The organism is Paenibacillus sophorae, from assembly GCF_018966525.1.
Lineage (GTDB): Bacteria > Bacillota > Bacilli > Paenibacillales > Paenibacillaceae > Paenibacillus_AQ > Paenibacillus_AQ sophorae.
In genome coordinates this window covers 4007776-4030217 of sequence record NZ_CP076607.1, presented here as the reverse complement: position 1 = coordinate 4030217, position 22442 = coordinate 4007776, and the positions used below count along the sequence as shown (strand labels likewise).

Here is a 22442-nt window from a genome sequence, read left to right as displayed (position 1 = left end):
AAATCAGAGGCTTATCAGCCTACTTATCTGACATAACATGTGAAAAAAGTACAAACAATCAGCAAATTAGTCCATTAACGTGCGAAAGTTAGGGATGCTAATATAATTAAAATTAGAAGTTTTAGGCCCATTAATTAATGTACGAGAACCTCTGTGCGCTAAAGTGAATCCCACCTGAATGCCGCAATAAGTTCGAATGTACTGCAACCAACATGAAGAGAACGGATGGGGGAATCGAAATTATGTCTACACCAACAGGATTTATGGAATATAAAAGACAGCTTCCAGGCGACCGCGATCCCGAGCAGCGGGTTAAGGACTGGGAGGAGTTCCACGACCATCTGTCTGAAGATGAACTGCGGACACAGGGGGCGCGCTGCATGGACTGCGGAACGCCGTACTGCCATACCGGAATCGACATGGCCGGCGGCACTTCGGGCTGTCCGGTGCATAATCTGATTCCCGAATGGAACAATCTTGTATACCGGGGATTGTGGAAGGAAGCGCTGGAGCGTCTGCACAAGACCAATAACTTCCCTGAGTTTACCGGCAGCATCTGTCCGGCTCCATGCGAGGGCTCTTGTACGGTCGGCCTGATCGGACAGCCGGTCACGATCAAGACGATCGAACTGGCCATTATCGATAAAGGCTTCGAGGAAGGTTGGGTCGTTCCCGAGCCTCCGGAGAAACGCACGGGCAAAAAAGTAGCGATAGTCGGCTCCGGACCTGCCGGACTCGCGGCGGCGGCGCAGCTTAACAAAGCTGGCCACTTGGTTACCGTCTACGAGCGCAGCGACCGGGTCGGCGGACTCTTGACCTACGGCATTCCGACAATGAAGCTCGACAAGCGCGTCGTGCAGCGCCGGGTCGACCTGCTGGCGGCTGAAGGCGTCACCTTTGTCGTAAACACGGAGATCGGCAAGGATATTCCGGCACAGCAGCTGGTCGACGAGTACGACGCCGTCGTACTATGCGGCGGTGCGACCAAGGCGCGTAAGTTCACTGCTGAAGGCAATGATTTGAACGGCGTGATGTACGCCATGGATTATCTGAACGGCACGATCAAGAGCTACCTGAACTCGGGGCTTACGGACGGCAACTTCGTGTCTGCGGAAGGCAAAGACGTTATCGTGCTTGGCGGCGGCGACACCGGCTCCGACTGTGTAGCTACGGCCCTGCGTCACGGCTGCAAGAGCATTACCCAGTTCGGTACGCATGACAAAGCGCCACTCGAGCGCGACCCGATTGCGAACCCTTGGCCGCAATTCCCGAATGTGTATACGCTGGACTACGCCCAGCAGGAAGCGAAGGCGGTATTCGGCGATGACCCGCGTGAATTCTCGATTATGACGACGAAATTCGTCGGCGACGAGAACGGCAACCTTAAGGAGCTGCACACGGTGAACATTCACCGGATCGTCGATGAGACCGGCCGCAAAATTTATCAGCCGATCCCCGGCACCGAAGCGGTCTATCCGGCGCAGCTGGCGCTGATTGCCATCGGTTTTGACGGACCGGAGCAGGAACTGGTTCAGGAATTGAAGCTAGAGACCGACCGCCGCACGAACATAAAGGCCAGCTACGGCAAATTTAGCACCAATGTTGAAAAAGTATTCGCCGCCGGAGACATGCGCCGCGGACAAAGCCTGGTTGTCTGGGCGATCAACGAAGGACGCGCCGCCGCCCGCGAGGTGGATAAATATTTGATGGGCTCGACAATTCTGCCGTAAGCTTGCCTCTTGACTAAGCCGCTGATTTTATGTAAATTAATTGAAATTGCAATTATGATCAGCAGCAATGACCGAGGAAGGCAGCTGCATTAACTCGTTGGTACAGAAAGGGAACTCACCGGCTGAGAGGTTCCCCGAAACGTCGGCCTGCCCCCCGCCCCGGTAGCTGCAGCGAAGAATCGCTGGAGGTCCTATGGCTTCATGCCCTGAGGGGCATGAAACTTGGGTTAAAAAGTTCTCTTGCGGGTAGACGGCAGTGCCTGCCGAATTCCTATGGAGCATTTCTGGCGTGAAACGCTGCCGGCCTGCGGCCGTTATCCGCTTTGAGGATCGTTCGCCTATCGGCCTACGATTGAATTAGGGTGGTAACACGACACATTCGTCCCTGACGGATGTGTCTTTATTTTTTTCAAGGGGGAAATAAGGATGCGACAAAGCCAGATATTGCTGAACACTTTACGGGAGCGGCCTTCGGAGGCGGACACGGAAGGGCACGGACTGCTGCTGCGCGGGGGCTACATCCGGCAGCTTGCCGCCGGCATTTACAGCTATCTTCCCCTGGGCCGCCGGGTTCTGCGCAAAATAGAAGGGATTGTCCGGGAGGAGATGGAACGCGCCGGCGTCCAGGAAGTGATGATGCCCTCTATGCAGCCTGCGGAGCTGTGGATGGAATCGGGGCGCTACGGATCGTACGGCAAAAATCTGATGACGGTAAATGACCGTCACGGACGTGAATTTATTCTTGGACCGACGCATGAAGAGGCCGTCACTTCCCTGATGAAGAACGAAGTGAGTTCCTACCGGAAGCTGCCGGTGAAGGTCTACCAGATCGGAACCAAATTCCGTGATGAGAAGCGGCCGCGCTTTGGGCTCCTTCGGGGACGTGAATTTATCATGAAGGACGCCTACTCCTTTGATATCTCCGAGGAGGGGCTGGACTTGTCCTACCAGACCATGTTCGGGGCGTACAACCGGATCTTTGCCCGCTGCGGGCTTCGCTTCAAGGCGGTGGAGGCGGATGCGGGAACGATCGGCGGAGACGGCGGCAGTCACGAGTTTATCGCACTCTCTGCAATTGGCGAGGATACGGTCGCCGTCTGCGGGCATTGCGACTACGCGGCGAATCTGGAACAGGCCGAGACGGCTGCCTGGAAAGGGGAGAGTAACGGTTCCGGTGGTGATGAGGGGAACGGCTTGAACACCCCGCAGGTGGACCGAGACCAACCTGTCGCTGTAGACACGCCATTTCCAGAAAAATTCCATACACCGGACATCCGAACCATTGACCAGCTTACAGCGGCGTACAGCCTGAAGCCGGAGCAAATCATCAAGACACTGATTTATAGGGTGGGCGGCGACAGCGTCGCGGTTCTTGTGCGGGGAGATCACGAGGTTAACGAGCTGAAGGTGGGCAAATATTTGGGAGCGGAGGACATATCGCTTGCGGATGGCAGCGAGGTGGAGACGGCGGCGGGTGTGATCAGCGGTTATGTCGGCCCGGTCGGACTCGAGTTGCCGCTGCTAGTCGATTATGCCGTCGCGGAAATGATGGACGGAATTGCGGGTGCCGGAGAACGGGATTATCATTTCCGGGGAGTCCGGCCTGGCCGCGATTTTCCGCTTACCCGTGTGGGCGATTTCCGCAATGCCGCCGAGGGTGATTCATGTCCGCGCTGCCGCGAAGGCCGCCTGACACTGCACCGCGGGATAGAAATCGGGCATGTGTTCAAGCTTGGAACCCGTTACAGCGGCAAGCTGGGGGTAGTGTTCCTGGACGCTTCCGGCAGGGAACGGAACATGATCATGGGCTGCTACGGTATAGGCATATCCCGGCTGCTGGCGGCGGTTGCCGAACAGAATGCCGGAGAAGGGGGAATTGCTTGGCCTGATGCGCTGGCGCCTTTTAAGGTGCAGATCATTATCGTCTCGATAAAGGACGAAGCGCAGATCGCGCTGGCGGAGAAGCTGTATGGCACGCTGAAAGAGCTTGGTCTTGAGGTTCTGCTGGATGACAGAGATGAGCGCCCTGGCGTTAAGTTTAATGACTCCGGTCTGATCGGCACGCCGCAGGTTGTGGTGGTCGGCAGGGAGGCGGCGCTTGAGAGAGTCGAATATGAAAATCGGCACAGCGGTGTTAAGGAAACTCTCGGGCTTGATGAGGCCGTCTTACGAATCACGGAGCACGTTAAAAATAGCCGGATCTGATGTATAATAGACTACTGGACCTTTTTACTATATAAAATGAACTTGATAAATACCCTCAGGGTAAGAAGTAACGAAGGGAAGTTTGGAACTGTAGGAGCGATAGCGCTCGCCTTTGTCTCCGGATTTCAACCGCGAAGAGCGATATTGCATCAAGAAATCTGGAGACAACAGCGGCCGAAAGTCCAAACATTCCGTAGTTACGAACTATACCCAAATGGGAAAATCTTAAGTTCAGTTTATATAGCAGAGATTGATAGACAGGGAGCGATTGTTTTTGAAGACAATGATCATTGCGGAAAAACCGGATATGGGACGGAATATCGCCGCCGCAATTGAGCCGAAAGCCAAAAATCACCGTTCCTACCTCGAAGGGGAGCAGTATATTATTACATGGGCCATCGGGCATCTGATCGAACTGGCGGAGCCCGAGGCATACGATCCGAAATATAAGAGGTGGAATATCGGCGACCTGCCGATCATTCCCGAGCAGTTCAAGCTCGTGCCGAACCGGAAGACCATTGATCAGCTTAAAGTGATCGGGGAGCTGGCGAAGCGCAGCAGCTTGCTGATTAACTCCTGTGACGCCGGGCGGGAGGGGCAGCATATTTTTTCACTGATCCAGCGGCATTTGAAGCTGAAGCAGCCGGTAAAGCGGCTGTGGATCTCCGATCTTACGCCCGAGACGATCCGCAAAGGCTTCCAGGAGCTGAAGGACGGGTCCGAGTATGACAACTTGACCAAAGCGGCCAAAGCCCGCAGCGAAGCCGACTGGCTGATCGGAATGAACGGCTCGCGGGCCTTCACCACAAGGCATAATGTGCTTCTGTCGGTCGGCCGGGTGCAGACGCCTGTCCTTGCCCTGATCTACGAACGGCAAAAGACGATAGAAGCCTTTTCCTCGCTGAAATTTTTTCAGGTGGAGGGTCATTTTGTGCAGGGAGATACGTCTTACAGGGGCATGTGGCAGGGCGACCGCCTGACCGAAAAGGACAAAGCGGATGCGCTGGCCGCCAAGGTCAAAGGCAAGCCGGGGCGCATTGCCTCTTATGAAGTCAAGGAAACGAAAGAATATCCGAACAGGCTGTATGATCTGACGCTGCTGCAGCGTGAAGCGAACGGCAAGTTCGGTTTTTCGGCCAAAAAAACACTCGACACCGCCCAAGCGTTGTACGAGAAGCATAAAGTGATTTCGTATCCACGGACGAACTCCAACTATGTAACCGAGCAGAATATTCCGGAGATGCACAAGACGCTGTCCTCGCTAGCAGGAACGGCTTACGATGAATGGGTCCAAGGCGCAAACCGGAGTTTGGTCCACAAAGGCAATAAATTTGTCTGCAATCCGGCGAAGGTCGAGGATCACCATGCCATTCTGCCGACGGGCCGCAAAGCAGCGGGGCTCGGTCCTGACGAACAGAAGCTGTATGATCTCATTGTCCGGCGGTTTCTGTCGCAGTTCTATCCGGCAGCAGAATACAAGATGCACACCGTTATTACCGAAGTGGAAGAAGAAAAGTTTAAGACGACGGTTAAAGAGCTGCTGAGCCTTGGCTGGAAGGTCATTTACGGTGATCAGAAGAAGGACAAGTCAAGGGGCGGCAAAGCCAAGGGCAAGGAAGAAGATGAGGAAGAAGAGACGGAGGTCAACGAGCCATTCTCCATCGTTTCCAGCGAGGGCGTGCTCTGCGAAGACGCCGTCGTGAAGGAGAAGGAGACCCAGCCGCCGAAGGCTTATACGGAAGGCACCTTACTGAAGGCCATGGAAAGCGCGGGCAAGCAGATCGAGGACGAGGAACTGCGTGACGCGATGAAGGATTCGGGTCTGGGAACTCCGGCGACCAGGGCAGCGACGATCGAGCGTCTGAAAAAGGTCGGCTACATCGAGATGCAGGGGAAAAAGATTCTGATTACGCAAAAGGGACGGACTGCGATTGAGCTGATCCGCGGGGCAGGCGTCGAGCTTCTGACTTCTCCGGAAATGACGGGCCAGTGGGAGCGCCGCTTGACTGAAATCTCGCGGGGAACGGCGTCGGACCTGCAATTTATGGAGAATGTTAAGAAATTCGCGACGATGATCGTCGATAAGGTGCGGGCGCAGTCACGGGCCGACAAAATGTCCTTTGAAAGCTCCGAACCAGCATCAGGTACGAAAGGCAAAGGAAGGGGCGGGAGCCGGCGTTCAAGCGGTGGGAGGGACGGTTCCGGTGGCGGCAATCGGCAGAGTGACGCTTCCGGGAGAGGTGACGGCGGCGGGCCCGGCGGAGTCAAAAAGGGCGCGTCCGCTGGCCGGAACGCAGCGGCGGCAGCCGCATCTGGAGACGACGCTTCTCCAGAACGGCGGAGCGTGAAGTCCGGCGCCGATGCCAAGGAAGCCGCTGGTATCCGGCCTGCCGCGCCCAAGTTCATCGGAACCTGCCCGCGTCCCGGCTGCGGAGGCCAAATCTTTATGGGACGCAAGGGGTATGGCTGCTCTCATTACAAGGAAGGCTGCGGATTTGTAATCTGGAAGGAAAGCTACGGCAGACAGCTTACCGACACCCAGATCAAGGCGCTTATCGAAAAAGGCCGAACGGCAAAGCTGAAGCTTGTGCTGCCGGACGGTTCGGCAGTGGAAGGCAAACTGACGCTCAGAAGCCCGGAAACGGGCGAACTGACAGTGGAGATCGTATAAACAAACGGCAGGCAGCGTATGGTGTTCATACGCTGCCTGCCGTTTATACTTGCGGTCAGTTGCTGCTCTCCGCCAACTGCTTGTCGATGGCGGCCTTCAAACTGTCATACGAGGAACCTTTTAGAAGCGCACCGTTCACCATAAACTTGGGAGTGCCGTTAACGCCGTAGGAGCCGGCGATTTTGAAGTCCTCTTTTACATCCAACATATAGGTCTGGTTCTTGAGATCTTTCTCGAATTGGGCGTAATCGATGTCATCAATATTGTCCTTCACGAATTTCAGGATGAACTTCTCGGTTGCCCAAATCTTGCTCTCGTCCCCCTGATTATCGTACAGCTTGGTTACATATTCCCAAAATTTATCGTTGCTCTGATGATAGATCGCTTCGCCAGCGCTGGCGGCCAGATAGGAGTCACGGTCGATAAAGGCAAAGTTCATGAAGTAGTATTCGACCTTCCCGGTATCCACATAATCCTTGATGAACTGCTCCATGTAGGTTTGCGTCCATTTTCTGCAAGCGGGACATTTAAAATCGGCAAACTCAATCACCTTGACCTTGGCGTTCGGATTTCCGAGGCGGGGCTGTTTCTCGTATTTGAGACCGTCAACCACGATATTCCCTTTCACATCGGTGTAGTTGGGCAGATTACTCAAATCCGCAGCTTCTCCGGCTTCTCCTCTGTTCAGAACGAGTCCGAGCGCCACTGCAAGGATAACGACGAGTCCTGCCAGCACCATGGGCAGCGCATAATGTTTCCCTGTCTTTTTCTTCTTATCCTGGCTGTTCTTCATGTATATCCTCCTGCCGAATGCTTAGATTCACTAAAGTAGTATAATCGTTTCGGCGGAGGGTTTTATATGCTTTTTGTAACAGCCCGTCCAGCCCTGGCGCTCAGCCGTGGCTTTTGTTCCGGCTTACAGCGGCTCCGCGGATGACGGGCACCACTTCATGGATTGAAGAAATCGTAATTAACGACTGCTGCATCTCGTGCTGAAGCTCGATCATATTGTACAGCCATTCGTTCTGCTGCTTCAGATAGACGCTCTTGACACCGGCTGTAATCGCCGGGAGCACATCGGTGCGGAGAGAATTGCCAATCATCCAGGTGCGTTTTCGTTCAAAGGGATGGCTGCGCAAAATCTTTTCCAGCGATTCCACATTTTTGTGCTTCCGGATATAAATGCGGTCTTCAAAGTAGAGGTCCAGCTTCATCTGTTCGATCTTGCGCCGTTGTATTGAATGGTCTCCACCCGTATACAAATGCAATTGATGGCCGTCATGCTTCAGGTTGTCGAGCGTCTCGACCATGCCGGGATAGGCTTCGATTTCCTGATCGTACACGCTGAGACCAAGCTTCATTAGCTGTTCTTCCTGAAAACGATCGGCCGGCCGGTTATATTTTGCGCAGAAATAGCGGTACGTGGCGATCAGCGATTTCGGAAAATTGTCACTTGCGAGCCCGCTCATATTGACCGTCTCGACATCAATCTCCACCTGCTTGCGGCGGAGCTCTTCGGTTGTAGCACCATCATCCTTGAACCAGTCAATCATCAACTCGAAATACTGCCCCAGAATGAGGTCAAAATATTTGTTGCAGTGGACTAAAGTATCATCCAGGTCAAAGATCACCTGCTGAGTCCAATATTTCATATCGCTCACTCCTTTGTTCGGCTTAAACGGGGTCCCGTGTCTAAAAGAAGGCCCTGTTCAAGCCAGTTCTGTATGATTGTAAGAGTATTATAATCGAATATACGATTCAAGGAACATCTGAAGTTCCGACGCGCCGTCAAGACGGATGCTGAACCGTTCGTTCTGCTCGTCCCGCAAATGGAGGCGCAGAAGTCCGGCCACCCGCAGCATCATCAGATGATGCATCAGAATGTCACCCGACTGGCCGAGGTCGGATTGCATTTCCCAGAGCGACTTCGGCTCGTTGGCGAGATAGCGCAGCAGACGGAGGCGCACCGGATCGGACAGCGCTTTGGTCATGCGGAGCAGTAGAGTAGGCGGCTCATCTTCATTATCCACCGGGACGTCAACGGGATACTGTACAAGCATTAGCTTTTTGTAAAAACAGTACGTGTTGATCGGCCGGTGATGCACCGTCGGCAGAAGCACGATTGTTTCCAGCTCGGGGATGTCCTCGATCACAATCCCGCCTGATGCATACTCAATCAGCGCCTCGGGTTCCATCTTGCTCTGCAGCAGCTTTTTCTCGGATGCATCTTCTATAAGCAGAGGAAGCATCTTGGGCTCTACATGCCGGAAGTACTGCTCATGCCAGAGCCGAAGGAGCGGTCCGTAGCCATCTTTGATTCGGCGGCACTCTTCAAGCGTGAATCCCGGAACGTAGGGGGCGGCTAGTTCAAACCATTCCTCCACGGTGGCGGACTCCATATCTTCAAGGAACAGCTGCACTTTGGCAGACGGTCCGTGGGTATAAGCCCAGCAGTAAAGAACGTCGTAGTCTTCGAACGGCCATTCGGCGGCCTGCAGCAGCGCAGACACCTTTTGAGGGGGAATCCGCCCGTCGATGTCGCGCACCCATTCGGGTCCGATATCGAGATTGGAAATCCACTTTCGCGTTACATATAGCATGAAACTGTCCACCAGTTCATATACGGGCGACACGTCAATTTTCAATTCATATTCCATGAAACATGCAGTCCTCCCAGAAAATCACTCACTTCTGATTATTATCTCTTGTTTGGTTTGGGGTTGTCCACTATAATGTTGTTTCTTAATTATACTAGAAATATTAGGAGAATATCATCCGTGTCGGACAGCGTTTCTTCGCTGAACGGCATTAATGCGGCCGTATTATTTATCGGCTCCTTTGCGATGATGCTTGCTGCCGAACGAATGCTGGGAGCTGCCGGATTATTGGGCTTCCTTTATATCCTGTTCGTCTTCCTGGGGTTATTATTCTCGCCAAAATGCGAATTTTGAGTTAAGATAAGGGAACGAGTGATCGCATGGAATTTATTCTTGCTTTTCAAGTACACTATATATGAAGTAGATATGGGAACAGGAGAGAATGATTCATGGTTATCGTGGAGCATTTAGCCAAGACGATTGGACCGGAACAGACTCCGGTACTGAGAGATATAGGCTTTCGAATGGAGTCCGGAGAACTGATCGGACTGCTCGGCGCGAGCGGGAGCGGCAAGACGACGCTGCTGCGCTGCTTGGCGCTGCGCGACAAGTGGGACAAAGGGAATTTCCGGGTGGATGGTACCGATATTCTAAAGGGCGGCCTTGGCGGCAGAACAAAAATCCGCCGCGAATGGGCCTTCCTGGAGCAGAACGCTGAGCTGAATCCGACCCGGACCGCTTTAAAGAACGTGCTGATTGGCCAAGCGGCCCAGACCCCTTTATGGAGGAGACTAACGGGAATGGTCCGAACCGACGATTATATGGGAGCCATGGATGAACTGGAACGGATCGGCCTGCTGGATAAGGCGAAGATGAAGACGGGCCAGCTCAGCGGCGGGGAACGCCAGCGCGTTGCCATATCCAGGGCGCTCGTTCACGGAGCCAAGGTCATTCTTGCCGACGAACCGGTGACGGGGCTTGACCCGAAATCGGCGCAGAGCATTATGGAGACGCTGCGGGAATTGTGCAAGGAGACTGGTCTTACGGTGGTCGCCGTTCTGCCGCTTGAGCTTGCCGAACGCTACGCTACTCGCCTGTGGGTGTTGGATAACGGGATCATTAAGCATGACGTTACCAGCCGACGGCTTACCTCTCAGGAGCGGGCCGGATTATTATAAGGCCGGAATCCAATTTAGATGAATGAAATGAGTGATCATGTTGATTATACAAAGTCTGCGGCGCCATCGTTCGCGGCGTTCTGCCGCCGATGTATCGGACTTCCGGCTCCCCGCCGCCATGCCTGCTTTATGGCGTCTTGGCGCCGGTATATTGGCGCTTTCGCTGTTGTCCGGGTGTACCTTTATCAGCGATCCCATATCCCGGATGAAGTCGCCGCGGCTGTCCGAAGATAAGGCGACGCTGATGGCCGCCATCAACTCGCTGAAGCTGATTCGTCCAACCAATGACGACGACAGCTCCATCCGCACGGAAGACCTGAACGGTGACGGAATTCCAGAAACACTCGTCTTCTATGAGACACCCGGTGAGGCAGTGCTGATACACGGCTTGATTCTGGAGAAGCAGGGCGGCTCCTGGGTCAAGAAGCTGACCTTCGATGGCGCGGGAACCGCACTCGAATCGGTGGAGATCAGGGACGTTACGGGAGATGGCAAGCCGGAAATTATTGTCGGTTACTCCAGGGGAGATGAAGGACTCCAGAAGGGTCTGGTCGTGTACAGCTATTCGGGAACGTCGCTAGAGGAAACGCTGACGCTCCCCTACACCAAATATGTGATCGACGATTTAAACGGAGACGGCATGGATGATATTACGGTCGTTTCGCTCAAACGGAATGAATCTTCCACGCTGACCACCTATCAATATAACGGGGGCTTCAAGGAGCTCGACCGGTTAGAGAATCTCGATCCTTATATTAACAATTATTACAACATTGTCGTGGGCAAAGTGGCGAAAGGCAAAGAAGGCATCGTGCTGGACGCAGCCGTCAATTCACATTCCGCGTACAGTTATATGATCGTAATGGAAAATAACCGTTTCCGCGTCGTTCTCTCCGGTGACGACAGTACATTTAAGGACCGCCGGATTTCGAGCGGGGATATCGACGGAGACGGCATTATCGAAATCGGCCTGATGGAACGGCCGTCCGGCTGGGAGAATTTCGAGGCGGATGCCGTCCCCTGGTTCTATTCCTATTACCAATGGGATGGAAAGGAAGGGCTGGCCTTTGCACTGCAGCAGTACCGTGATCCATCGGACAGGTTCACACTGAATTTTCCGCCGTCATGGCATGGCACAGTTACGGTCGACACGAAATCCGTGAAGGATAGATATCTCAAGTTTATAATGTCAGACACCGGCGAAACGGTTGCCGAAATTTCCTTTTTCTCTACGGAGGAGTGGGATCAGGTGAAAGGTGAAGGCTGGGAGCTCTGGGGCCGGGATGCGGATAAGATCATCGGCTATCGGGGCAAGCTGGAGCAGAATGCAGACGGAATCAAGAAGGGGAACACTACGGTTCCCGCAGAGAGGAAGGGAATCAATTGAGTAAGGTGCTCATACTGGAGGATGAAGAATCCATCCGCAGTTTTATAGTTATCAATTTGAAACGCAATGGATTTGAAGTGCTGGAAGCGGCCGACGGCAATGAAGCTCTCAGCAAGCTGAATTCAGTGCCCGACATTGATATCGCGCTGCTTGACGTGATGGTGCCGGGTATTGACGGCTTCGAAGTGTGCAGACGAATCCGTGAAACGAATGAACGGATTGGTATTATTTTTCTGACGGCCAAGGTGCAGGAGCAGGATAAGGTATATGCGCTGTCTGTGGGCGCCGACGATCATGTCAGCAAGCCTTTCAGCCCTACGGAGTTGATTGCCCGCATTCAGTCGCTTCTCCGGAGAGTGAACGTGCACCGGGAGCAGTCGGCCAAGGTGTCCTTCCAGTCCGGCCCGTTTACGCTGGATCTTATCTCCAAGCAATTCAAGCGCAGCGGAGATCCCATCGAACTGACGCCGACCGAATTTTCGCTCGTGCAGTTTTTCTTTGAAAAAGAAAATACCCCCCTGAGCCGGGACGTTCTGCTCGATCATGTATGGGGCAAGGAATATATGGGTGATCCAAAGATCGTAGATGTGAACATCCGCCGGCTGCGGCAAAAAATCGAAAACAATCCGTCAGAGCCCGAATATCTGCAGACAGTATGGGGGCATGGCTATAAATGGAAAGGTCAAGGACAATGATTAAAAAGGGGATGCGCAGACAGATTGTTTTACACTACATTCTTGTAGTTTTTTTGGCGCTTCTCCTCGTGGAAGTCATCTTTTTGATTGTGATCAGAACGTATTATTACGACAGCATTTATACCCGAATTTCAACGCATATCAGCCAAGCGGAATATTTTTATCAGATTACCAGCGAAGACTCCCCGCTTTCGCTTCAGGAACTGCTGGACAGCTTTGCGCTGGACTATACGGAGCTGCAGGTGTTGACGCTGAATGGCGACATGATTACGAGTTCGACCGGCTTTCAGCCGGACCGGACGATTACGACAAGCGATGTGCCGGAAGCGGTCGGTGGTGGGATTGGCCGTTGGGTAGGAAGGCAACCCGGAACCAATGAGAGCGTCATGGCTGTCTCCAAGGTGCTGCAGATTCATGGCCGCGACGCCTATGTGCTGCGGTATGTGACTTCTGTTGAAGGAGTGAACGCCGATTTGCTTAACGTCACTCTTATCTCGGTTAGCGTTGGCATAGCCGTACTTGCGGTCGTCGCCGCTTTCAGCTTCGGGCTGGCCAACTCAATTATCAAGCCGCTGAACAATATTACGGCGGTATCCGCGCAAATGGCCAGAGGTAAATTCAATATGCGCATCAAGGGAGATTATCTTTACGAAATCGGCGAGCTTGCCTCAACCCTGAATTACTTGGCCGAGGAGATTGTGCGGAGCAACCAGATCAAGGATGATTTTATCTCCTCGATTTCGCATGAACTTAGGACGCCGCTGACCAGCATCAAGGGCTGGAGTGAGACATTAATCTCTGGCGGTTACGACCCCGAAGAAACGAAGCTCGGAATGAGCATTATTTCCAAGGAAAGCGACCGGCTGATCGGGCTTGTAGAGGAGATCCTCGACTTCTCCAAGCTGCATCAGAATGAAATGAAGCTTTCCATCGGCACCGTAGGTGTCAGAGAACTGCTGCAGGAAATTATTCTGAATCTGTGGGCCAAAGCCGAGAAAAAGAGCATCAGGCTTGTGCTGGAAGCGGAAGAAGGCATTTATGTCAGAGGCGATGCCAACCGGCTGAAGCAGGTGTTCCTGAATTTGACCGACAATGCGGTGAAATTCTCGCATGAAGGCTCAAGCATAATGCTTACAGCGCGCCGTGCTGACGAAGAAGAGGCCGAAATCGTGGTACAGGATAGCGGGATCGGCATTAGTCAGGATCACTTAAACCGGGTAAAAGACCGCTTCTTCCAGGTGGACTCGCTCAACGGCGGCACCGGGCTTGGTCTGGCTATTTCACAGCAGCTGGTGGAGCTTCATGGCGGAACGATGGAAATTGACAGTGAGCTTGGCAAAGGCACTCGGGTTACGGTTTACCTGCAGCTTGCGGAGCCGTTTCCGGCAGTGGAGACGATGGAGCAGGTGAGCCTGCCGTTGCCGGAGGAAAATCATGATAGGGAGGAGGGCAAGCATTGAGTTTGCCGATTACTGGTGATATCCACACTTCCCTGGGCAAACTGAACGTGGTTCACGCCGATTCCAGTATGGCTGGAGAGGTTCTGAAGCTGCTGCGCGAAGCGGCGCAGTGGATGCGTGATAACGGCCTCACACAATGGAAACCGGAACAGTTCAAGGAAGAGGATATCCTGAATTACTTTAACGAGCGCGAGGTCTATATCGCTATGCAAGGTGGCGTGGCTGCCGGTATGTTCACGCTGCAATTTGGAGATCCCCAGTACTGGGGGCGGCGAAATGACGAGTCATTTGCCTATCTGCACAGGCTTGCTGTGGCAATGCCGTTCCGTGGAGCGGGACTGGGCAGCAAGCTGCTGAAATTCGCCGCCGAGATGGCCAAAGCCTCCGGACGCAGCGGGCTTCGCCTAGATACGATTGCCGATAATGTAAAGCTGAACCGATATTACCAGAGCCAGGGGTTCCGTTATATGGGTACCCATGATGTGGGCGGAGGGCGGCTTGTCAATCTGTACGAGAAAATGGAGACTTCAGGCGATAAAGATGCTATCCGTTTGCAGTATTTTGATGCAGTGGACTTCGAATGTCTGAGACGCTGGAGCGTCTCGCCGGATTTCCTCAAGCAGTGGGCGGGGCCTTCGCTTCACTTTCCGATTCAGGATGATGAGCTGAGAAAATATCTCGACGGCGCAAACCATCCGGCCGAATCCGAACTGATGGTGTACAGCGCCGTGCATATGGCAACAGATACCGTCATCGGACATCTTAGTCTGGCCGGCATTGACCGGGATAACGGTTCGGCCAGAATTGGAAGGGTCATTCTTGATCCGGAATACCGGGGAAAGGGCTTTGCGCGCCGGATGATCGGCGAAGCTATGCGTATTGGCTTTGAATCGTTGGAGCTGCATAGGCTGGCGCTCGGCGTCTTTGATTTCAACACATCCGCGATTCGTACTTATGAAGCTCTTGGATTTCGCCGGGAAGGCGAGCATCTCGAGGCGGCCCGTTTCAGTGACCGCTATGCGAATCTTATCGATATGGCTATGCTGGACAGAGAATGGAGCGAAATGAAACACAACATGACTTAACGTACATAACACGGCGTCATTCATTCCGGGAAGTTAACTCAAATTAAGCAAAAAGGGTTGTTTCACAGGCATTAACCTGTTGAAACAACCCTTTTTTATTCTGGTTCTTACGAGAGTAGGCCCCCGGCCCGAAGTCTGCCGGTACCGGCTTTCTCGTATACATCCTGAAGCAACCGGGAAGGCTGGGTAAGGATAAGCGGTTTGGGCGCAATCGTCTCGCGCGGTCCGACCACAGCGATACGATCAATACTGCCTTTGACAACAGCCCCTTCTTTGATTAGAGCATCTTCGCCAATAATCGCATTTTCGATGTATGCGTTTTTGCCGATGCGGGCGCCGGGCATAATCACGCTGTTCTTGACGAAGGAGGTTTTGGCGATTTCAACATTGTCGAAAATAACCGAACGCTGGATATTGCCTTCCACGGAAGCATGCTCGCTAACCAGGGATTCCGCATCTGTGGATTGACCTTTGGACCGGATGGCTGATGGTTTGAATACTTGAGAGCGGCTGTACATGGGCCAATTCGCATTGTTAAATTTCCAGCCATTATCTCGTTGCAAGAGGTCCATATGAGCTTCCCACAGGCTTTCCACCGTACCCACGTCACGCCAGTAGCCTTTGAAACGGTACGCAAAGAGGGTATCTTCATTCTGCAGCATAGCGGGAATTACATCCTTGCCGAAATCGTGGCTGGAATTGCTGTTCGCTGCATCTCTAAGCAGGTGAGCCTTGAGATAGTCCCAGCGGAACAAATAAATACCCATTGAAGCCAGATTGCTTTGCGGTTGTTTTGGCTTCTCGACAAAATCCGTAATTTTCAGATCATCGTCAACATTCATGACACCAAAGCGGCTTGCTTCCTCCCATGGAACTTCCATAACGGAGATCGTCGTTTCAGCGTTTTTAGCAACATGATAATCAAGCATTTGGCGGTAATCCATATGATAAATATGATCTCCGGACAAAATAAGCACATTCTCTACATTAAGATTGTCGATATATGGAATGTTTTTATAAATAGCATCTGCCGTACCCGTATAGCAATCTCTTCCTTCACTGCCGGAGGGCAGCAGTGTTACGCCATTACGTTCTTCCGTGCGGAGACCCCAAGGCTCTCCCGTACCGATATGGCTGTGAAGGGAACCAGCTTCATACTGCGTCAGTACGCCGATCGTATCAATACCCGAATTCACACAATTGCTGAGGGGAAAGTCAATAATTCTGAAATGTCCTCCGAAAGGGACGGCCGGTTTGGCCATACTTGATGTAAGTGGAGCAAGCCTGCGCCCTTCCCCGCCTGCTAATAGCATGGCGATGCAATCTTTTTTACTCATTCGTTACCCCTCCAAAAATGTGTTTTGTCAAAACAATACATGTTATATAACCTGACCGGCGGACGTCTGAAAAGTGAACAATGAAGCTAAGTGAAATATATTACAAAGTCCATTGGAAAATTACACAAAAATAGCTGAGATCTTCAATTCTTTTTCACTTCTTGCCTGCACCAATTATTTTCAAACGGATGAAATTGGGGTAATGTATTAGGTGCATCCTGTATTAAAAATATTCCTACAAAGTGCAGCTTTGCTTCGGAGTATATTCAGGTACTTTGCAGGGACCCCGGAAACCTTAAATCATTCTTACAAAAGGTGGTAATCATTTGGTTGAGCGACCAACAGCAGTAAACATGCCGTCACCGGAGGATATTTACTTGTTTCACGAAGGTACCCATTACCGCAGTTATCGCATGCTCGGAGCGCATATCGCCGTGGAAGAAGGAGTTCCCGGAGTGCGTTTTTCCGTGTGGGCGCCCCATGCAACATATGTAGGATTGGCTTGCGATCGAAACGGCTGGGATGGAAGCCGTGAGGAAGACTCGTTATATAAGATACCCGATTCGGGGATTTGGACTCGTTTTTTCCCGGAAATTGCCCGGGGAACATTTTACAAATACAGAATTATCGGCCAGGACGGCTCGAGCTTTTTGAAAGCGGACCCTTATGGATTTCTGGCCGAGGTCCGTCCGGCTACTGCGTCGGTTGTGGCCGATATTGAAGGCTACCACTGGGGTGATGCGGCCTGGCGGCGTAAGAACAAAAGTTCTTACAACAAACCCCTAAATATTTACGAAATGCACATGGGCACATGGAGACAGAAGGAGAATATTCATAACAAGGAAGGCGGGGAGCTGTACAGCTACACGGAAATCGCCGACCTGCTGATTCCTTATTTGCAGGAATTGGGCTATACGCATGTGGAGTTCATGCCGCTGGCGGAGCATCCATACGACCTCTCCTGGGGATACCAGGGAACGGGTTATTTTGCCGCAACGAGCCGGTACGGAGAGCCGCAGGAGCTGATGTACCTGATCGACCGTCTGCATCAGGCGAACATCGGCGTTATTCTCGATTGGGTGCCTGCCCACTTTGCAAAGGACGCTCCAGGCCTGCGCATGTTCGACGGCTCGCCATGCTACGAGTACAGCGATCCGATGCAGGCGGAGAAGCCGGGATGGGGAACGCTTTCTTTTGACTTCGGCAGACCGGAGGTTCTATCGTTCCTTATTTCCAACGCCCTGTTCTGGTATGAGGTGTACCATATCGACGGCATGCGTGTGGATGCGGTTACCAGCATGCTGCGCCTTGATTTTGAGAAGCAGGAACATCAGTATCGGCGCAATGTCAATGGCGGACTGGAGAATCTTGAGGCCATTGCCTTCTTGCAGAAATTGAACACCATAGTGTTTCAGCATTACCCGTATGCCTTGATGATGGCAGAGGAATCCAGCGCCTGGCCGCTCGTAACCGCTCCTGTGCATGACGGTGGGCTTGGTTTCAATTACAAATGGAATATGGGCTGGATGAACGATACGCTTGCTTACGTGGAGAAGGAGTTTGATGCCCGTCCCTATCATCACAATTTGCTGACATTCCCGATTGCCTACGCCTACTCGGAGAATTATACGCTGCCGCTTTCCCATGACGAAGTGGTGCATGGCAAGAGGTCGCTGCTGAATAAGATGCCAGGTTCCTATGAGCAAAAGTTCGCGGGTCTCCGGCTGCTGCTGGGTTATCAGATAACGAGCCCCGGCAAAAAGCTGCTGTTCATGGGCGGTGAATTCGGCCAGTTCATCGAATGGAAGGACCAGGAAGAGCTCGACTGGCTGCTGCTCGATTATGAGAGCCATCGGAAAATGCTGGCCTACACCGCTGCGCTCAACAAGTTCTACCTTGAGGAAAAAGCGCTCTGGGAGCTTGATCACAGCTTTGAAGGGTATGAATGGATCAGCGCCGACGACAACTGGCAAAGCGTCATTTCTTATATTCGCAAAGGGAAAAAAGCCGGCGATCTGCTTATTGTCGTCATCAACTTCCAGCCGGTGGAGCGGCCGAATTATCGTATCGGCGTTCCAAAAGCGGGAACCTATGAAGTGGCGTTCAGTACGGAAAGACCGGAATTCGGCGGCTCCGGAGTAATCGCAGGCCCTTTGAAGACGCAGAAACAAGAAATACACAATCAACTCCAAAGCCTTGAACTAACCCTGGCTCCGCTTAGCATGGTGGTGCTAAAAAAGAGTGCACGGAAGACAAAGGGGGATGAGCCAGCCGTACTAGAGGAAGCTCCAAAAGGAAAAGCTAAAACGACGCGCGCCAAAGCCAAGAGTGAAGATAAACCGGCAGACAAGCCTCCAAAGTCCGAAACGCCGGCCAAAAAAGCAGCTCCGCGCAAACGAAAAACGAAAAGTGACGAAATCCCTCAGGTAGACGATCACTCTATTTAACAATCAGTTACACAAGAGGAGGAAAAGGGAATGAAAGTGCTGTTTGCCGCTGCGGAAGGCCACCCGTTTGTCAAAACGGGGGGCCTTGCCGACGTAATCGGTGCGCTGCCGAAGGCGCTGAAGGAAGCCGGAGTGGATGTAAGAGTCATTATGCCGAAGTACCGGGGGATTCCCGAGAAATATCGTTCGCAAATGGAGCCAGTCAAGGTGATCGAGGTGCCTGTAGGCTGGCGGAATCAATACTGCGGAATTGAGCAGCTGAGTTATGAAGGGGTGCCGGTCTATTTTATAGACAATGAATACTACTTCGGCCGTGACGGCATATACGGATATCTGGATGATGCGGAACGGTTTTCTTTTTACAACAGGGCCGTTCTAGAGGTGCTCCCGGCGATTGACTTCCAGCCGGATGTGCTGCACTGCCATGATTGGCACGCCGCCGTCATTCCCATGCTTCTGGAAGGGCATTACCGCAGCAATCCGTTCTACAGCAACATCCGTACCGTATTCACCATACATAATCTGCTGTACCAGGGCGTGTTTCCATATGAGGTTCTGGGCGATTTGCTCGGCCTGGATGGCAGCTTTTTTCTCGGGGTGGAATACTACGGCAACGTAAATTTCCTTAAAGGCGGCATCGTGTTCAGCGATTATGTGACTACGGTCAGTCCGACCTATTCGCAGGAAATCAGAACACCTCACTTTGGTTATGGCCTGGACGGCCTGCTGAACGCCCGTGCCGATCACTTGAGCGGGATTGTCAATGGTATTGATACGAAAGACTACAATCCGGCTACTGACCCCAAAATCTTTACGAAATACCGGAATAATCTGAACAAGAAAATCGAGAACAAAATCGGATTGCAGAAGGAGCTGGGTCTTCCGGTAGCGCCGCATATCCCGCTTGTAGCCATGGTCACTCGCCTAGTCGATTCGAAGGGACTTGACCTGGTGACCCGGGTTCTGGATGAAATGCTGTATTACGACAGCGTCCAGTTTGTGGTCCTTGGAACGGGGGATGAAGTATACGAGCGCTGGTTCCGCGAAGCCGCATGGCGTTATCCCACCAAACTATCTGCGCAGATCCGGTTCAGTGATGAACTGTCGCGTAAAATCTATGCCGGAAGCGATCTGTTCCTGATGCCGTCGAAGTTCGAACCGTGCGGAATCAGCCAACTGCTGGCCCTGCGGTATGGCAGCATTCCGGTTGTCAGGGAAACGGGGGGACTGAACGATACCGTTCACTCCTATAACGAGGAGACGGGGGAAGGTAACGGCTTCACCTTCACCAATTATAACGCTCATGACATGATGAACACCCTTCGCCGTGCGATTTCCTTCTATAACAAGCCCGAGCATTGGAAACGAGTAACCCGCAACGCTTTTACGGGAGATTACAGCTGGGATGTATCGGCGCAGGAGTATATCGATATCTACAAGAAGATTACCGGGCAGGTATAATATTCGGTCTGAGTGTACACTGATTCACGAAAATCAAGAAAAAGGCAGCTTTCTCACAAGCGCTTGAGCGCTAGAGAAAGCTGCTTTTTTTTACCGAAATCCGATACTTAGGTCTAGGCTGATATTGCAGCGGCCGGGTAGAACGTTACCGGTGCACGGGAGAGTGCTCCGTTGATTCCTTGCGGGACGTGTTATGGACCATTGAGGGCGTCTCCTGATCAAGACGGCGGGATAAGATGCGGAATCCATACGGTTCGAGGGAAATGTGCATGATCCCCTCTTCCGGCCTTACTTCGTCGCCGGTGAGCGCATCAGTCCAATCCTCGGTCTCTATCGCATGACTTAAGCTGCGGGGTTCGGGGGAATTGTTCATCCAGATTGTAAAATGGGTTTCACTGTCCATCCGTTCATAAATGATGCAGGGATCATCTTTGCAGGCGCCCAGAATCCGGTAATGGCCTCCCCGCAGTGCATGGTTCTCCTTGCGCAGCGAAATCAACATTTTATAGAAATCGCGAAGTTCTAGGTCTTGTTTGCCAGGGTCCCATTCCATACATTTACGGCAGTTGGGATCGCCTTCGCCGGACAGCCCGATTTCGTCGCCGTAATATATACATGGCGTGCCAATGAAGGTGAATAAGAAGGCGACCGCGAGCTTCATTTTCCGTTTATCTTCTCCCAGAGCGTTAAGCAGCCGCGGGGTGTCGTGACTGCATAGAAGGTTAAAGATGACCTCGTTGCTCTGCTTAGGGTAGCGCATGAGCAGACCGCCTATTTTATTGCAGAAGGTGTAGCTGTCCATTCCGCCGTTAAAGAATTCCAGTACGGTTCCCGAGAATGGATAGTTCATGACCGAGTCGAACTGATCTCCAAGCAGCCAAGCTAAAGAATCGCTCCATACCTCGCCTACGATATAAGCCTCCGGATTGGCTTGTTTCACAACCTTGCGGAAATCATGCCAGAAGTGATGATCGATCTCATCGGCCACGTCAAGACGCCAGCCGTCCAGCTTGACTTCCTTGATCCAGTATTCCGCCACGTCCAGCAAATAGGATTTGACTTCCGGATTGGCCGTATTGAATTTGGGCATTGCCTCATAAAAGCCGAAGGTATCGTAGGTCGGTATACCGTCCACGACCTCTACGGGGAAAGAATTAATGTGGAACCAATCGGCATATTTGGACTGTTCTCCATTCTCCAGTACGTCCTGAAAGGGAGGGAACTCTTTGCTGCAGTGGTTGAACACCGCATCGAGCATGACGCGGATGCCTTTCTCATGGCAGAGGTCGACTAGAGCCTTTAGCTGCTCATTATCGCCGAACTGGGGATCAACCTTTTTGTAATCAATGATGTCGTATTTATGATTGGAGGGTGACACGAACAGCGGCGTGAAATAAATCGCATTAACGCCCAGATCAACCAGGTAGTCGAGATGATCGATTACGCCCTGGATATCGCCTCCAAAAAAGTTGTTATACTTCGGTTCACCGCCCCACGGCTCGGTTCCTTCCGGGTCATTGGCAGTGTCTCCGTTAGCGAAACGGTCCGGCATGATTTGATAGAAGACCGCTTCTTTGGCCCATTCGGGAACCTTGAAAAGATCAATCTCATGAATATACGGGAATTCGAAATTGTTTCCCGGAGGCTGCTGCATCTCATGCATAATCCCTTTGCTGGACATATAAGCCGTTTCGTCGCCGGATTCGATCCGAAAGAGATAGGATAGCCGTTTATATTTAGGCCGCGCGCAGGCTTCCCAATAATCGAAAAGTTCATCGGAAGCGGCTTTTTCCATCGCGATTTCCTCGAAGGTCTGATCCCAAGCGTATTTGTCGCCGGTCATGACATATGCCGCATCAGCGTCATCCCGTTTGGTCCGCATCCGCAGATGCACGGATTCCTTATCGTAGGCATATGCCCATTTATCGCGTGGAACGTGATACAAAGCTTCCAGCAGCATGATCTTCCCTCCTAAATCTGTTTGAAGCGCCACTACGCCTCCCAAGTGGGTATACTTAGTTTAATACCCTTAATTACATAATAATAAACTATTTTTCTGAATGTTTTCAGAAACTGATACTCGCCAATAAACCTGTTTATTTCGCAAAAAAAGGATGCGGTCACTCCCCTATAATTTTAGCAATTTGTCAACAAAATACTCTTTGCATATTCATACGAGTTGAATTATA

At 52.2% G+C, this 22442-nt stretch carries 16 protein-coding genes; 11 read left to right on the top strand and 5 right to left on the bottom strand.

Going from position 1 to position 22442, the window contains the following annotated elements:
* Positions 1–242: 242 nt before the first annotated feature.
* From KP014_RS18980 to KP014_RS18970, 3 genes are all read left to right on the top strand, one after another.
* Positions 243–1730, top strand: coding sequence for a glutamate synthase subunit beta (locus KP014_RS18980; protein WP_090833723.1), 1488 nt, complete (start codon positions 243–245; stop codon positions 1728–1730).
* Positions 1731–2156: 426 nt separating this feature from the next.
* Positions 2157–3935 (top strand): proline--tRNA ligase, encoded by a 1779-nt coding sequence (locus KP014_RS18975; RefSeq protein ID WP_036590363.1) that lies wholly within the window; start codon positions 2157–2159, stop codon positions 3933–3935.
* Positions 3936–4209: 274 nt separating this feature from the next.
* Positions 4210–6606 carry a type IA DNA topoisomerase gene (locus KP014_RS18970; protein ID WP_090833722.1) on the top strand — a complete coding sequence of 799 codons (2397 nt, stop codon included), beginning with the start codon at positions 4210–4212 and terminating at the stop codon, positions 6604–6606.
* Between the two features lie 55 nt (positions 6607–6661).
* Here KP014_RS18970 and KP014_RS18965 read toward each other — a convergent pair whose 3' ends face one another.
* From KP014_RS18965 to KP014_RS18955, 3 genes are all read right to left on the bottom strand, one after another.
* Positions 6662–7399 (bottom strand): DsbA family protein, encoded by a 738-nt coding sequence (locus tag KP014_RS18965; RefSeq protein WP_051500026.1) that lies wholly within the window; start codon positions 7397–7399, stop codon positions 6662–6664.
* A 100-nt stretch (positions 7400–7499) separates the two neighbouring features.
* A complete protein-coding gene (locus tag KP014_RS18960; protein ID WP_036594961.1) occupies positions 7500–8258 on the bottom strand; it encodes an HAD family hydrolase in 759 nt (252 codons plus the stop codon).
* Between the two features lie 87 nt (positions 8259–8345).
* A complete protein-coding gene (locus KP014_RS18955; protein ID WP_036594962.1) occupies positions 8346–9263 on the bottom strand; it encodes an ArsR/SmtB family transcription factor in 918 nt (305 codons plus the stop codon).
* Between the two features lie 120 nt (positions 9264–9383).
* On the opposite strand from KP014_RS18955, the gene KP014_RS18950 reads away from it, so the two are divergent.
* The 6 genes from KP014_RS18950 (at position 9384) to KP014_RS18925 (ending at position 15008) form a co-directional block, all read left to right on the top strand.
* Complete coding sequence (locus KP014_RS18950) at positions 9384–9557, top strand: hypothetical protein (RefSeq protein ID WP_175491725.1); 174 nt, start codon at positions 9384–9386, stop codon at positions 9555–9557.
* A 95-nt stretch (positions 9558–9652) separates the two neighbouring features.
* Complete coding sequence (locus KP014_RS18945; protein WP_036594963.1) at positions 9653–10381, top strand: phosphonate ABC transporter ATP-binding protein; 729 nt, start codon at positions 9653–9655, stop codon at positions 10379–10381.
* Between the two features lie 37 nt (positions 10382–10418).
* Positions 10419–11768: an FG-GAP repeat domain-containing protein gene (locus KP014_RS18940; protein WP_175491737.1), complete on the top strand. Its 1350-nt coding sequence runs from the start codon at positions 10419–10421 to the stop codon at positions 11766–11768.
* Complete coding sequence (locus tag KP014_RS18935) at positions 11765–12463, top strand: response regulator transcription factor (protein WP_036589829.1); 699 nt, start codon at positions 11765–11767, stop codon at positions 12461–12463. Before KP014_RS18940 ends, KP014_RS18935 begins: the two co-directional genes overlap by 4 nt.
* Positions 12460–13923, top strand: coding sequence for a sensor histidine kinase (locus KP014_RS18930; RefSeq protein ID WP_090833721.1), 1464 nt, complete (start codon positions 12460–12462; stop codon positions 13921–13923). Before KP014_RS18935 ends, KP014_RS18930 begins: the two co-directional genes overlap by 4 nt.
* Positions 13920–15008 (top strand): GNAT family N-acetyltransferase, encoded by a 1089-nt coding sequence (locus tag KP014_RS18925; protein ID WP_051499455.1) that lies wholly within the window; start codon positions 13920–13922, stop codon positions 15006–15008. The genes KP014_RS18930 and KP014_RS18925 overlap by 4 nt, the downstream gene beginning before the upstream one ends.
* 107 nt (positions 15009–15115) lie before the next feature.
* Here KP014_RS18925 and KP014_RS18920 read toward each other — a convergent pair whose 3' ends face one another.
* Positions 15116–16345 (bottom strand): glucose-1-phosphate adenylyltransferase, encoded by a 1230-nt coding sequence (locus KP014_RS18920; RefSeq protein ID WP_036589830.1) that lies wholly within the window; start codon positions 16343–16345, stop codon positions 15116–15118.
* A gap of 353 nt (positions 16346–16698) precedes the next feature.
* Here KP014_RS18920 and glgB point away from each other — a divergent pair, with 353 nt between their 5' ends.
* Together glgB and glgA are read left to right on the top strand one after the other, a co-directional pair.
* A complete protein-coding gene (gene glgB / locus KP014_RS18915; RefSeq protein WP_090833720.1) occupies positions 16699–18792 on the top strand; it encodes a 1,4-alpha-glucan branching protein GlgB in 2094 nt (697 codons plus the stop codon).
* Between the two features lie 30 nt (positions 18793–18822).
* Complete coding sequence (gene glgA, locus KP014_RS18910) at positions 18823–20253, top strand: glycogen synthase GlgA (RefSeq protein ID WP_036589831.1); 1431 nt, start codon at positions 18823–18825, stop codon at positions 20251–20253.
* A gap of 145 nt (positions 20254–20398) precedes the next feature.
* Here the strand turns inward: glgA and KP014_RS18905 are convergent, their stop codons facing one another.
* Positions 20399–22213 carry an alpha-glycosidase gene (locus tag KP014_RS18905; protein WP_051499456.1) on the bottom strand — a complete coding sequence of 605 codons (1815 nt, stop codon included), beginning with the start codon at positions 22211–22213 and terminating at the stop codon, positions 20399–20401.
* Positions 22214–22442: the final 229 nt, after the last annotated feature.

What these genes read in the sequence shown, in the direction of transcription:
- glgA (WP_036589831.1), top strand. Translation starts at nt 18,823, where the DNA reads ATGAAAGTGCTGTTTGCCGCTGCGGAAGGCCACCCGTTTGTCAAAACG.
- KP014_RS18965 (WP_051500026.1), bottom strand. Translation starts at nt 7,399, where the DNA reads ATGAAGAACAGCCAGGATAAGAAGAAAAAGACAGGGAAACATTATGCG.
- KP014_RS18940 (WP_175491737.1), top strand. Translation starts at nt 10,419, where the DNA reads ATGTTGATTATACAAAGTCTGCGGCGCCATCGTTCGCGGCGTTCTGCC.
- KP014_RS18920 (WP_036589830.1), bottom strand. Translation starts at nt 16,345, where the DNA reads ATGAGTAAAAAAGATTGCATCGCCATGCTATTAGCAGGCGGGGAAGGG.
- KP014_RS18960 (WP_036594961.1), bottom strand. Translation starts at nt 8,258, where the DNA reads ATGAAATATTGGACTCAGCAGGTGATCTTTGACCTGGATGATACTTTA.
- glgB (WP_090833720.1), top strand. Translation starts at nt 16,699, where the DNA reads ATGCCGTCACCGGAGGATATTTACTTGTTTCACGAAGGTACCCATTAC.
- KP014_RS18980 (WP_090833723.1), top strand. Translation starts at nt 243, where the DNA reads ATGTCTACACCAACAGGATTTATGGAATATAAAAGACAGCTTCCAGGC.
- KP014_RS18975 (WP_036590363.1), top strand. Translation starts at nt 2,157, where the DNA reads ATGCGACAAAGCCAGATATTGCTGAACACTTTACGGGAGCGGCCTTCG.
- KP014_RS18955 (WP_036594962.1), bottom strand. Translation starts at nt 9,263, where the DNA reads ATGGAATATGAATTGAAAATTGACGTGTCGCCCGTATATGAACTGGTG.
- KP014_RS18930 (WP_090833721.1), top strand. Translation starts at nt 12,460, where the DNA reads ATGATTAAAAAGGGGATGCGCAGACAGATTGTTTTACACTACATTCTT.
- KP014_RS18945 (WP_036594963.1), top strand. Translation starts at nt 9,653, where the DNA reads ATGGTTATCGTGGAGCATTTAGCCAAGACGATTGGACCGGAACAGACT.
- KP014_RS18905 (WP_051499456.1), bottom strand. Translation starts at nt 22,213, where the DNA reads ATGCTGCTGGAAGCTTTGTATCACGTTCCACGCGATAAATGGGCATAT.